The sequence below is a fragment of the Actinokineospora cianjurensis genome (assembly GCF_003663795.1).
In the GTDB taxonomy this organism is placed as follows: domain Bacteria; phylum Actinomycetota; class Actinomycetes; order Mycobacteriales; family Pseudonocardiaceae; genus Actinokineospora; species Actinokineospora terrae.
Genome location: NZ_RCDD01000004.1, coordinates 307,216 through 319,167 on the forward strand (window position 1 = coordinate 307,216; position 11,952 = coordinate 319,167).

Below are 11,952 nucleotides of genomic sequence, written 5' to 3' on the forward strand. Positions count from 1 at the left end.
GCACCTACCGACAGGTAACCTTCCCGGAATCGCGGACCAGCAGGAGGACACAAGCCGTGGGTGAGTTCGTTTCGCTTGAGGTCGAGGACGGCGTCGGCACCATCAGGCTCGCGCGGCCGCCGATGAACGCGATCAACCGGCAGCTGCAGGCCGAGTTGCGCGAGGTGGCACTGGAGGCGGGCAGCCGCTCGGACGTCCGCGCGGTGATCATCTACGGCGGTCCCAAGGTGTTCGCGGCAGGCGCGGACGTCAAGGAGTTCGCGGCGATGTCCTACACCGACATCGCCGACTACGCCCCCGAGCTGAGCGCGTCGATCACCACCGTCGCCCGGCTGCCCAAGCCGACCGTCGCCGCGATCACCGGCTACGCCCTCGGCGGCGGCTACGAACTCGCGCTCGCCTGCGACCGGCGCATCGCCGGGGACAACGCGCGGGTCGGCCAGCCCGAGACGCTGCTCGGCCTGATCCCCGGCGCGGGCGGCACGCAGCGGCTGGCCAGGCTGATCGGCCCGAGCCGCGCCAAGGACATCGTCTACACGGGACGGTTCGTCAACGCCGACGAGGCGCTGGCGATCGGGATGGTCGACGAGGTCGTCGCCCCGGACGACGTGTACGACGCCGCGCGCCGCTGGGCCGGGCAGTTCAGCCACGCCGCCTCGCGCGCGCTCGCCGCCGCGAAGGCCGCCATCGACACCGGTCTGGACACCGACCTCGGCAGTGGTCTCGCCGTGGAGACGAACCTGTTCGCCGCGCTGTTCGCCACCGAGGACCGCACGACGGGGCTGCGGTCGTTCATCGAGAACGGTGCCGGGAAGGCGCGATTCGATGGCCGCTGACCCCATCCCCAACCCGCACGCCACCGCCGAGCAGGTGCGGGCCGCGTTCGCCGACCCGAAGCTGGCCAACGTGCTGTACCACGACTGGGAGGCGGGGACCTACGACGAGAAGTGGTCGATCTCCTACGACCAGCGCTGCATCGACTACGCCACCGGCCGCTTCCGCGCGGTCGCGGGCGACGGGGGCTGGCCGTACGAGACGGCGATGGAGCTGGGCAGCGGCACCGGGTTCTTCCTGCTGAACCTGATGCAGGGCGGCGTGATCGCGAAGGGCTCGGTCACCGACCTCTCCCCCGGCATGGTCGAGGTCGCCCTCCGCAACGCCAAGGGCCTGGGGCTCGACGTCGACGGCCGGGTCGCCGACGCCGAACGCCTCCCGTACGACGACGACACCTTCGACCTGGTCGTCGGCCACGCGGTGCTGCACCACATCCCCGACCTGCCCACCGCCTTCCGCGAGGTCCGCCGGGTGCTGAAACCCGGCGGCCGCTTCGTCTTCGCGGGCGAACCCACCCGCGTCGGCGACCGCTACGCGCGCAAGCTCGGCCAGGCGACCTGGTGGCTCACCACCAACCTGACCAAGCTCGGCTTCCTGCGCTCCTGGCGCCGCCCCCAGTCCGAACTGGACGAGTCCTCCCGCGCGGCGGCCCTGGAGGCCGTGGTCGACCTGCACACCTTCGACCCGACCGAGTTGGAGACCACGGCGCGCGACGCGGGCCTGGTCGAGGTCCGAGCCGAGACCGAGGAGCTCACCGCCGCCCTGTTCGGCTGGCCGGTGCGCACCTTCGAGGCGGCCGTCCCGCGCGAGAAGCTCGGCTTCGGCTGGGCGATGTTCGCCTTCCGCACCTGGCAGCGGCTCTCCTGGCTGGACGACACGGTGCTGCGCAGGGCCCTCCCGCGCGAGCTCTTCTACAACGTCATGATCACCGGCCGCAAGAGCGGCTGAGGAGTCCACTCCGGACATCCCGCGAGGGGTTCGGCCGCTGGTACCCGGGTAGCGCGTCGGCGTCGCCGGTGCACCAGCGGCCAACCCGTCCCGTTCGCGCGCTCCGGGGATCGGTTAGCGTTGCGGCCCATGACGTCCATGTGGGGTTCGCCCATCGCCAGTCGGGTGCGGTCCTGGTCGCGGCGGGACCCGGAGCAGGCCAGGTTCCTCACCGCGGCGTCGCTGCGCTGGGTGTTGCGGCACCGGGCGTACACCCCCTGGTACCTGGTCCGCTACTGGCGGCTGCTCAGGTTCCGGCTGGCCAACCCGCACATCGTGCTGCGCGGCATGGTGTTCCTCGGCAAGGACGTCGAGATCCACGCCCGCCCCGGGTTCGGCCGCCTGGAGATCGGCCGCTGGGTGCACATCGGCGACGGGAACGCGATCCGCTGCCACGAGGGGTCGCTGCGCATCGGCGACAAGGCGGTGTTCGGGCGGCAGAACGTGGTGAACTGCTACCTGGACATCGAGATCGGGGCGGCGGCGCTGGTCGCGGACTGGGTCTACATCTGCGACTTCGACCACGTCACCGCCGACGTCCACCAGCCGATCAAGGACCAGGGGATCGTGAAGTCCCCGGTGCGGATCGGGCCGGACACGTGGTTGTGCACGAAGGTCACGGTCACCAAGGGCACCCGGATCGGGCGGGGCAGCGTCATCGGGGCGCACGCCGTGGTGCGCGGGGACATCCCGGACTACGCGGTCGCGGCGGGGATCCCGGCGAAGGTGGTCCGGGACCGGCGGGACGCCTACGAGGCGGATGCCGTGCGGCGGGCGGCGGTCGAGGACATGGCGCGCAAGGCCGCGAAGGCGCTGCGGGACACCCTCGACTCGTAGTGACCCCGGGCGGGTACCGGTCAGTAGCCTCGGTTACCGTGCGCGGGTGACGACTCTGCCGCTGACTGGTGAACGCACTGTGCCAGGCATCGACGAGGAGAATTACTGGTTCCGTAGGCACGAGATCGCCTATCTCCACCTAGCCGCGCACTGCGAAGGTAAGGCCATCCTCGAAGCAGGCTGCGGTGAGGGCTACGGCGCCGCGCTTCTCGCCGAGCAAGGCAGCGTTATCGGGCTCGACTACGACGAGTCGGCTATCGCGCACGTGAGCAAGAAGTACCCGGCTGTCCGTGCGGTCCGGGGGAACCTGGCTTACCTGCCGCTGCGGGACGGTTCCGTCGACGTGGTCGCGAACCTCCAGGTGATCGAGCACCTCTGGGACCAAGAGGGGTTCCTGCGGGAATGCCACCGCGTCCTGCGCCCCGGTGGTCGATTGTTGGTCACCACGCCCAACCGGATCACCTTCTCGCCTGGCCGCGACACCCCGCTGAACCCGTTCCACACCCGCGAACTGGCACCGTCCGAACTGGACGACCTGGTCCGCGCGGCCGGGTTCGGCACCGAGTACCTCGGCGGCGTCCACCACGGTCCCGTGCTGCGCGAACTCGACGCGCGCTTCGGCGGCTCGATCATCGACGCGCAGGTCGAGGTCGCCGTCGCGGGGACCGGCTGGCCTGCTGACCTGCTGACCGCCGTCGCCGGTGTGGCGGCGGACGACTTCGAGGTGACCGGGCGGGACCTCGACGCCTGCCTCGACATCGTCCTGGTCGCGCGCGCATGACCGAGGTCGGCGGGTTCGCCCTCGTCCTGCACAGCCACCTGCCCTGGCTGCCGCACCACGGCACGTGGCCGGTGGGGGAGGAGTGGCTCTACCAGGCGTGGGCGCACTCTTACCTGCCGCTGGTCGACATGCTGCGCCGCCTCGGCGACGAAGGCGCGCGCGACGTCCTGACTCTCGGCGTTACCCCGATCCTCGCCGCACAGCTCGACGACCCGTACGCGTTGCGCGCCATGCACGACTGGCTGGGCAACTGGAACCTGCGCGCCCAGTTCGCGGGCGTCCAATGGCGTGGCGGTGACCCGAGGCTGCAAGAGATCGCAGCCAGTGAGTACCGCGCTTCTGCGGCAGCCTTATCCGAGTTCGAAGCTCGTTGGCGCCATGGGTTCTCCCCGGTACTACGGCCATTGGTCGACGGTGGGGTTATCGAGCTGATCGGCGGCCCTGCGACCCACCCGTTCCAACCGCTGCTAGACCCCCGACTGCGAGCATTTGCGCTCAGGCTTGGTCTTGACGACACGGCGCTTCGGGTTGGTCGTGCGCCAGAGGGCATCTGGGCGCCAGAGTGCGGATACGCGCCAGGCATGGAAACCGGATACGCGGCGGCGGGGGTGCAGCGCTTTCTCGTAGATGGCCCAGCGCTCCACGGGGACACCGCGTTCGCCCGCACGGTAGGTGACTCGGACGTCCTCTGCTTCGGCCGCGACCTTGAAGTCACCTACCGCGTGTGGTCGCCCAAAGCCGGTTACCCCGGCGACAACGCTTACCGGGACTTCCACACCTACGACCACCCGTCCGGTCTCAAGCCATCACGCGTGACCGGTAGAAACGTCGCCCCACACGACAAGAAGCCCTACGAACCCGCCCTCGCCGCAGAAGCACTACAGCGCCACGTCCACGACTTCGTCGACACGGTTGTCCGAAGGCTCAAGGAACTCCGCGACCTCCATGGCCGCCCAGGGCTCGTTGTCTCTGCCTACGACACTGAGCTCTACGGCCACTGGTGGCACGAAGGTCCCGCTTGGCTAGAGGGTGTGCTGCGTGCGTTGCCCGAAGCAGGCGTGCACGTGACAACACTGCGCGGTGCTGTCGATGCCGGTTATGTGGCGGGCTCGGTAGAGCTACCGGCGTCCTCTTGGGGGTCCGGTAAGGACTGGCGTGTATGGGATGGCGCGCAGGTGGCGGACCTTGTCGACGATGGCGCCACTCTCCAACGCGACTTGTTAGACCTCATCGACACCACCCCTGCGTCGACAGGCCGTGACCCCGTTCTGGACCAGGTAGTCCGCGAGGCGCTTCTTGCGCTGTCCAGCGACTGGGCATTCATGGTCACCAAGGACTCCGCCGCCGACTACGCGCGCCGCAGGGCTGCCGTGCACGGTGAGCGCTACGCCGACCTCGTGGCGCTGGTCAGGGCCGGGTCGGCCGGACGCGCGCGGGCCAGGGCGGGGGAGTTGCGCCAGGTCGACGGCCCGTTCGGCGGCCTCGACGCACGCGCCCTGCGTACCCACGAGTAGGGTCGCACCACCATGCGCGTGCTGATGTTGTCCTGGGAGTACCCGCCGGTGGTCGTCGGCGGCCTCGGCAGGCACGTGCACGCCGTCGCCAGGCACCTCGCCGCGCTCGGCGACGAGGTCGTCGTGCTGTGCAGGCACGAGTCGGGCACCGACGCGCACACCCACCCCACCGAGGACGGCGTGCACGAGGGCGTCCGGGTCGTGCGGGTCGCCGAGGACCCCGCGCACCTGGTGTTCGAGAAGGACCTGGTCGCCTGGACGCTGGCCATGGGGCACGCCATGGTCCGCGCGGGACTCGCCCTGCTGCGCGACTGGCGGCCCGACGTCGTCCACGCCCACGACTGGCTGGTCACCCACCCCGCGATCGCCCTGGCCGAGCAGGCAGGCGCGCCGCTGGTCGCCACCATCCACGCCACCGAGGCCGGTCGGCACAGCGGGTGGCTCTCGCAGCCGCTCAACCAGCAGGTCCACTCGGTCGAGTGGTGGCTGGCCAACCGCGCCGACGCGCTGATCACCTGCTCGTCGGCGATGCGCGCGGAGGCGGCCCACCTGTTCGAGGTCGACCCGGACGCGATCACCGTGATCCACAACGGCATCGAGCCCCGCGACTGGCGCATCCCGGCCCGCTCCGTCCGCGCGGCCCGCGCCAGGCACAGCCCCGACGACGCGCCGCTGCTGGTGTTCTTCGGCAGGCTGGAGTGGGAGAAGGGCGGCCACGACCTGATCGCCGCGCTCGCCAAGGTCCGCCGCTCGCACCCGGGCACCCGGCTGGTCGTCGCGGGCAAGGGCTCCCAGGCCGACAACCTCGCCGAACTCGCCCGCAAACTCCGCGTCCGCCGCGCCATCGACTTCGTCGGGCACCTGTCGGACCGGTCCTTGGTCGCCACGTTGTCCGCTGCTGACGCGGTAGTGCTACCTAGCCGCTACGAGCCTTTCGGCATCGTTGCCTTAGAGGCCGCTGCTGCTGGCGCGCCTCTAGTCGCGTCCACGGCAGGTGGCTTGGGCGAGGTCGTCCTCGACGGCGAAACTGGCCTGTCCTTCACCCCCGGCGACGTCGCCGCCCTCGCCACCGCCATCCGCCGCGTCCTCAACGACCCCGCCGCCGCCCGCCGCCGCGCCCGCGCCGCCAAGGCCCGTCTCCCCGAAGCCTTCTCCTGGACCACCATCGCCACCCGAACCACCACCGTCTACCGCGCCGCCCAGTCCCACCCCCACACCCCCCTGGGCCGCCCCAAGATCCCCACCGGCAACGCCTTCACCTGATCCGCGTTGTCATTGCTCCGGGCGGCAAGGGCCAGGGTTCGAGAGCCAGGTCGGGTCAGCGCTTGATGCCGAGGCCGCCGACTATGCAGTACTGGACCTCGTCGAGGGGTTTGAGGCGGGGGCCGTCCGGCCACCACTCGGCGCAGAGGGCGACGCCGGGGGCGATCATCTCGAGGTCGTGGAACATGGCCTCGATGGCGGGGCGGGTGCGGAACAGGCCGGTGCCCATGGGGCTGTGCAGGAAGACGTCCTCCATGCGGCGGGCCAGGGGGGAGTACTGGGTGGTCTCCGGGTCGAAGAAGTGCGAGATGCCGACGACCGAGCCCGGCGGTAAGGCGTCGATGTAGGTGGCCATGATGTCGGCGGGGGAGCGGGCGCCGTCGTAGTGGTGGATGGTGCCCATCTGGAACAGGGCGACCGGCTCGGTGAAGTCGAGGTTGCGCCGCACGGTCTCGTTGGCCAGGACCGCTTCCGGTTCGAAGATGTCCTCGGCGATGAAGTGCGTGCGGTCGTTCTCCTCCAGCAGCGCGCGCCCGTGCGCGAGGACCACCGGGTCGTTGTCGACGTACACCACGGTCGAGTCCGGGCGGATCCGCTGCGCGACCTGGTGGGTGTTCTCCGCGGTGGGCAGGCCGGAACCGCAGTCGAGGTACTGGCGGATCCCGGTCTGCAGCGCGATGAACCGGGTGGCGCGGATGAGGAACTCGCGGTTGTCGAAGGCCAGTTGCGCGGCCTCCGGGGCGACCTGCCGCACCCGGCGCAGGACCTCGCGGTCGATCTCGTAGTTGTCCTTGCCGTTGAGGAAAGCGTCGTACACCCGGGCGATGCTCGCCTTGCTCGTGTCGATGTGAATCGGCTCGCGGTGCACCATGGGTTCCTCACAGAACGTCGTAGACCGTGGACGTTGCGCACTCAAGGAGTACGCTCACCCTAGGGGTACCCGTGGTGTCGATGCCACGCTGGGTTCCGGCGCCGTGACCGGCGGTGGTGGGACGAGCGGCGGGAGGGACAGGTCGTGGTCGAGGTTCGTGGAGACGGTGGGCAGAATCCGGGGCCGACGGCGCGCCGGATCGTGCTCGGCTCGCAGTTGCGCAGGCTCCGGGAGCAGGTGGACATCACCCGGGCCGACGCGGGGTACCACATCCGCGGCTCGGAGTCGAAGATCAGCCGGATGGAGCTGGGCCGGGTCGGCTTCAAGGAGCGCGACGTCGCCGACCTGCTGACCCTCTACGGCGTGCACGACCAGATCGAGCGGACCCAGTTCCTCGACATGGTCAAGCAGTCCAACGAGCCGGGCTGGTGGCACCGCTACAGCGACCTGATGCCCACCTGGTTCCACGACTTCGTCGGCCTGGAGGAGTCCGCGGCGCGGATCCAGACCTACGAGCTGCAGTTCGTGCCCGGTCTGCTGCAGACCGAGGCGTACACCCGGATGCTGGCCAGCCGCGGCAGACCGGAACTGCGCGAGGACGAGATCGACCGCCGGGTCGCGCTGCGCATGTCGCGGCAGAAGGTGTTGCAGCGCCTGGACGCGCCCAAGCTGTGGGTGGTCATCGACGAGTCGGTGCTGCACCGGCCGATCGGCGGGCCCCGGGTGCTGCGCGAGCAGATCGACCACCTGCTGGAGATGACCCGGCTGCCCAACATCACCCTGCAGGTCATGCCGTACCCGCTCAGCGGCTACGCGGCCGAGGGCTCGTTCACCATGCTGCGCTTCACCGAGGCCGAGCTGCCCGACATCGTCTACATCGAGCACCTGCTCGGCGCGATCTTCCTCGACCGCGTCGACGAGATCGAGCGCTACAGCCGGGTCGTCGACCGGCTGACGGTCGACGCCGAGACCCCGAGCCGGTCCCGGCAACTGCTCAGCAAGCGGCGCGAAGAGATCTAGGAAGTCCGTTTTCCGCGCCCACCACCCGTTTGGGCTGGTGGGCGCTTTCGCGTGTGGCACAACGGATCCGGTTGCCGAGGCAACCGTCTCGTGCGGTTGCCCCTTTCGGATGCACGTGCATTTGCTGGGGCGCCCAGTCGTGTTACGGTCGTCACGATCAACGCACGTGCACCTGCACTGAGTGACCGACTGAGTGACTGCCGAAGGCGAGGTCCAGTGTCTGAGTTTCGCAACGGAATGGCGGCTGACGGGGTGCCAGCAGCGCGGTGGCGCAAGAGCTCCCGCAGCGGCGCGGTGGGCAACTGCGTCGAACTGTCGCCGGTCGACGAGATCCACACCGCGGTGCGCGACTCGAAGAACCCGACGGGTCCCGCGCTGCTGTTCCCCGGTGCGGTCATCGCGTCGTTCACCCGTGCGGTGAAGAACGGGCACGTCGCGACCACCGACGCCTCGCACGCCGCCGAGGCGTACCTGCGCAGGCTCGTCTCGCGCGGGTTCGAGTTCCTGCACCCGCGCGACGCCAGCGGTGAGATCGCCGCCGTCGTCGGGGTGCGCGCCCACCACAACGTGATCGATGTCGTCCGGTTGCACGCCGAGGACGAGGTCATCGCCACCCGGTTGCCCGGGGACACCGACGACGTGCTCAACCCCGACGTGGTGCTCTGGCACCGCGAGGGCTGGGCCGCCGAGGTGCTGCGGCAGATGATCGACCTCCCCGACGACCGCACCCCGGGATCGCTCGGCCAGCTGCGCGACGGAGTGGAGACCGTCGTCAACGGCTGCTGGGTGCCCACGTCCCCGGGGCGGTCGAAGTGGCTGCCCGCCTCCGCGTGAGTCGAGCAGGTCGAGGCGACGACCGGGCGCTGTGATCGGACCAGCGCGCCCTGGTCAATCACACCCCTGAAGGTCACCCCCGCGTCTCGGGGGTGGCCTTCAGGTGTTTGTGGGCACCGTCACGGGGCTCCTGCGATCGCGCCGTCCACTACTGACAAGTAACATAGGGGTGGCACAGCCCACCGTGCCCGGTTCCACCGCGACGTGGCAAGGTCAGCCGAACCGCACGAAAATCGGGCTGGTCGGCACACCCGCCGATCGCCACACGGTGCTCGTCCCAGGAGGTCGAACAAGACCCATGCCAAACATCGTTGTCCTGGTCAAGCAGGTGCCTGACACCTACTCCGAGCGCAGGCTCGCCGAGGCCGACCACACCCTGGACCGCGAGTCCGCCGACGCGGTGCTCGACGAGATCAACGAGCGCGCCGTCGAGGAGGCGCTGCTGATCAAGGAGGCGCACGGCGGCGAGGTCACCGTGCTCAGCGTCGGGCCCGAGCGCGCGACCGAGGCCATCCGCAAGGCCCTGTCGATGGGCGCGGACAAGGCCGTGCACGTGTCCGACCCCGCGCTGCACGGCTCGTGCCTGCTGCAGACCACCCGGGTGCTGGCCGCCGCGATCGGCAAGGTCGACGGCGTCGACCTGGTGATCGCGGGCAACGAGGCCACCGACGGCCGCGGCGGCGCGATCCCGGCGATGCTGGCCGAGGTCTTGGGCTTCCCGCAGCTCACCCACGCCCGCAAGGTCGTCGTCGACGGGACCGCGATCACCGTCACCCGGGAGACCGACACCGGTCTGACCCACCTGTCGGCGACCCTGCCCGCGGTGGTCAGTGTCGGCGAGAAGATCAACGAACCGCGCTACCCCTCGTTCAAGGGGATCATGGCGGCGAAGAAGAAGCCCGTCGAGACCTACACGGTCGCCGACCTGGGCATCGACGCCGCCGAGGTGGGCCTGGCCGCGGCGAGCACCACCGTCCTGGAGGCCACCCCGAAGCCGCCGCGCTCGGCGGGCCAGCGGGTCGAGGACTCCGGTGACGGCGGCGGCAAGATCGCCGAGTACCTCATCGGCCAGAAGCTCATCTGAGAAGCAGCGAAGGAGGAATGACAGTGTCCGAGGTCCTGGTCCTCGTCGACGAGATCGACGGCGAGGTCAAGAAGGTCACCTTCGAGCTGCTGACCGCGGCCCGCGAGATCGGCGAGCCCGCCGCCGTCGTGGTCGCCGCTCCCGGCACCGCAGCCAAGGTGAAGGAGTCGCTGGCCGCCTACGGCGCGGCCAAGGTCTACGTCGCCGAGTCGGACGACGTGGCCAACTACCTGGTCACCCCCAAGGTCGACGTGCTCGCGGGCCTGGTGGGCGCCAAGTCCCCGGCCGCGGTGCTCATCCCGGCCACCGCGGAGGGCAAGGAGATCGCGGGCCGATTGGCCGTGCGCACCGGCTCCGGGCTGCTCATCGAGGCAGTCGAGGTGCAGAGCAGTGGCGGCGACGTCGTCGGCGTGCAGTCGATCTTCGGCGGCGCGTTCACGGTCAAGGCGAAGTCGAACCGGGGCACCCCGGTCGTCACCGTCCGCCCCGGCGGCGTCGAGGCCGTGCAGGCGCAGGGCGCCGCGGCCGAGGAGACCGTCGAGGTCCCCGCGGTCGACGCGGCCAGGGCCACCACCGTCACCGGCCGCGAGCCGGTCGTCGGCGGCGACCGCCCCGAGCTGACCGAGGCGTCCATCGTGGTCTCCGGCGGCCGCGGTGTCGGCTCGGCGGAGAAGTTCGAGGTCGTGGAGAAGCTCGCCGACGCGCTCGGTGCCGCTGTCGGCGCCTCCCGCGCCGCGGTCGACTCCGGCTACTATCCGGCGCAGTTCCAGGTCGGCCAGACCGGCAAGACGGTCTCCCCGCAGCTCTACGTCGCGCTCGGCATCTCCGGCGCGATCCAGCACCGCGCGGGCATGCAGACCTCGAAGACGATCGTCGCGGTCAACAAGGACGCCGAGGCGCCGATCTTCGAGATCGCCGACTTCGGCGTCGTCGGCGACCTGTTCGCCGTCGCACCGCAGCTGACCGACGAGGTCGCGAAGCGCAAGGGCTGATCGTCTGGTCCGGCGTGTGAGGGGCGGCTCCCCAGGAGCCGCCCCTTTCGCTTTTCCGGCCCCGGATACACCCGAGCGGACCGACGTACCGGCAATTCACTCAGTTGCCACTATCGCGTCACGGCAAAGAACACACCCCCGATGCCGACATGACCCTAATCTCCTGGTATGACGCAGGCCCAGGTGCTGGTCAGCACTGCGAAGCCCGGAATCGACGCACCCACCTACTCACTGCTCGTCGCGCATGACGGCTCCGAGGTCGAGGCCGCCCAGCGACTGCGCTACCAGGTGTTCGCCGAGGAGATGGGGGCGACGCTGCACACCTCCACCCCCGGCATCGACATCGACCACTTCGACCCGTTCTGCGACCACCTGGTCGTCCGCGAGGACGCCACCGGTGCCATCGTCGGCACCTACCGGATGCTGCCGCCCGAGCGCGCCGCCGACGCCGGGTCGCTGTACTCCGACACCGAGTTCGACCTGGCGGCGCTGACCGGGATCCGCGGCGCGCTGGTGGAGACCGGCCGCTCGTGCGTGCACCCCGACCACCGCAACGGCTCGGTGGTGAGCCTGGTGTGGGCCGGGATCGCGCGCTACATGTTGTTGTCCGGCCACAGCTTCCTCGCCGGGTGCGCCTCGGTCCCGTTGGCCGACGGCGGTTCGCTGGCCGCCGGGGTGTGGCAGACGGTCAGCACCAAGCACTACAGCGACGCCGACCAGCGCGTGCGACCCCGCACCCCGTGGGACTTCTCGGCCGTCGAGACACCGGCCAGGGTCGTGGTGCCGCCGCTGCTCAAGGGGTACCTGCGGCTGGGCGCCAAGGTCTGCGGGCCGCCCGCGCTCGACGCCGACTTCGGTGTCGCCGACTTCTTCGTCCTGCTCGACCTGGCCAACGTCGACCAGCGCTACCTGAAGTTCTTCCTGGGGGAGTAGAG

12 protein-coding genes are annotated in these 11,952 nt (G+C 70.2%); 11 read left to right on the forward strand and 1 reads right to left on the reverse strand.

From position 1 onward, the window contains the following. The first annotated feature begins 56 nt into the window (after positions 1-56). From CLV68_RS24090 to CLV68_RS24115, 6 genes are all read left to right on the forward strand, one after another. The gene (locus tag CLV68_RS24090; RefSeq protein ID WP_121393180.1) at positions 57-836 is read left to right on the forward strand and encodes an enoyl-CoA hydratase/isomerase family protein; all 780 of its coding nucleotides are present in this window, start codon (positions 57-59) and stop codon (positions 834-836) included. Continuing rightward, entirely contained in the window at positions 826-1,782 is a 957-nt protein-coding gene (locus tag CLV68_RS24095) for a class I SAM-dependent methyltransferase (RefSeq protein WP_121393181.1), read from the forward strand. Before CLV68_RS24090 ends, CLV68_RS24095 begins: the two co-directional genes overlap by 11 nt. Before the next feature lie 129 nt (positions 1,783-1,911). Continuing rightward, the gene (locus tag CLV68_RS24100; RefSeq protein WP_121393182.1) at positions 1,912-2,658 is read left to right on the forward strand and encodes an acyltransferase; all 747 of its coding nucleotides are present in this window, start codon (positions 1,912-1,914) and stop codon (positions 2,656-2,658) included. A gap of 46 nt (positions 2,659-2,704) precedes the next feature. After that, entirely contained in the window at positions 2,705-3,439 is a 735-nt protein-coding gene (locus tag CLV68_RS24105) for a class I SAM-dependent methyltransferase (protein ID WP_246010074.1), read from the forward strand. Then, positions 3,436-4,953 carry a 1,4-alpha-glucan branching protein domain-containing protein gene (locus tag CLV68_RS24110; RefSeq protein WP_121393184.1) on the forward strand — a complete coding sequence of 506 codons (1,518 nt, stop codon included), beginning with the start codon at positions 3,436-3,438 and terminating at the stop codon, positions 4,951-4,953. The genes CLV68_RS24105 and CLV68_RS24110 overlap by 4 nt, the downstream gene beginning before the upstream one ends. A 12-nt stretch (positions 4,954-4,965) precedes the next feature. After that, positions 4,966-6,216, forward strand: coding sequence for a glycosyltransferase family 4 protein (locus CLV68_RS24115; protein WP_121393185.1), 1,251 nt, complete (start codon positions 4,966-4,968; stop codon positions 6,214-6,216). Positions 6,217-6,271: 55 nt separating this feature from the next. On the opposite strand, the gene CLV68_RS24120 is transcribed toward CLV68_RS24115, so the two are convergent. Next, positions 6,272-7,087 (reverse strand): SAM-dependent methyltransferase, encoded by an 816-nt coding sequence (locus CLV68_RS24120; RefSeq protein WP_121393186.1) that lies wholly within the window; start codon positions 7,085-7,087, stop codon positions 6,272-6,274. A gap of 144 nt (positions 7,088-7,231) precedes the next feature. On the opposite strand from CLV68_RS24120, the gene CLV68_RS24125 reads away from it, so the two are divergent. The 5 genes from CLV68_RS24125 to CLV68_RS24150 all read left to right on the forward strand — a co-directional run bounded on the left by CLV68_RS24125 (position 7,232) and on the right by CLV68_RS24150 (position 11,950). After that, the gene (locus tag CLV68_RS24125; RefSeq protein WP_121393187.1) at positions 7,232-8,107 is read left to right on the forward strand and encodes a helix-turn-helix domain-containing protein; all 876 of its coding nucleotides are present in this window, start codon (positions 7,232-7,234) and stop codon (positions 8,105-8,107) included. A gap of 216 nt (positions 8,108-8,323) precedes the next feature. Further along, positions 8,324-8,941 carry a DUF397 domain-containing protein gene (locus tag CLV68_RS24135; RefSeq protein WP_342772803.1) on the forward strand — a complete coding sequence of 206 codons (618 nt, stop codon included), beginning with the start codon at positions 8,324-8,326 and terminating at the stop codon, positions 8,939-8,941. A gap of 298 nt (positions 8,942-9,239) precedes the next feature. Further along, the gene (locus CLV68_RS24140; protein ID WP_121393188.1) at positions 9,240-10,025 is read left to right on the forward strand and encodes an electron transfer flavoprotein subunit beta/FixA family protein; all 786 of its coding nucleotides are present in this window, start codon (positions 9,240-9,242) and stop codon (positions 10,023-10,025) included. A 23-nt stretch (positions 10,026-10,048) separates the two neighbouring features. Then, positions 10,049-11,017, forward strand: coding sequence for an electron transfer flavoprotein subunit alpha/FixB family protein (locus tag CLV68_RS24145; RefSeq protein WP_121393189.1), 969 nt, complete (start codon positions 10,049-10,051; stop codon positions 11,015-11,017). A gap of 168 nt (positions 11,018-11,185) precedes the next feature. Next, a complete protein-coding gene (locus tag CLV68_RS24150) occupies positions 11,186-11,950 on the forward strand; it encodes a GNAT family N-acetyltransferase (RefSeq protein ID WP_121393190.1) in 765 nt (254 codons plus the stop codon). Positions 11,951-11,952: the final 2 nt, after the last annotated feature.

Bases quoted from the DNA above. Each gene is read 5' to 3' on its own strand.
- CLV68_RS24095 (WP_121393181.1), top strand. From the start codon at position 826: ATGGCCGCTGACCCCATCCCCAACCCGCACGCCACCGCCGAGCAGGTG.
- CLV68_RS24100 (WP_121393182.1), top strand. From the start codon at position 1,912: ATGACGTCCATGTGGGGTTCGCCCATCGCCAGTCGGGTGCGGTCCTGG.
- CLV68_RS24110 (WP_121393184.1), top strand. From the start codon at position 3,436: ATGACCGAGGTCGGCGGGTTCGCCCTCGTCCTGCACAGCCACCTGCCC.
- CLV68_RS24115 (WP_121393185.1), top strand. From the start codon at position 4,966: ATGCGCGTGCTGATGTTGTCCTGGGAGTACCCGCCGGTGGTCGTCGGC.
- CLV68_RS24120 (WP_121393186.1), bottom strand. From the start codon at position 7,087: ATGGTGCACCGCGAGCCGATTCACATCGACACGAGCAAGGCGAGCATC.
- CLV68_RS24140 (WP_121393188.1), top strand. From the start codon at position 9,240: ATGCCAAACATCGTTGTCCTGGTCAAGCAGGTGCCTGACACCTACTCC.
- CLV68_RS24150 (WP_121393190.1), top strand. From the start codon at position 11,186: ATGACGCAGGCCCAGGTGCTGGTCAGCACTGCGAAGCCCGGAATCGAC.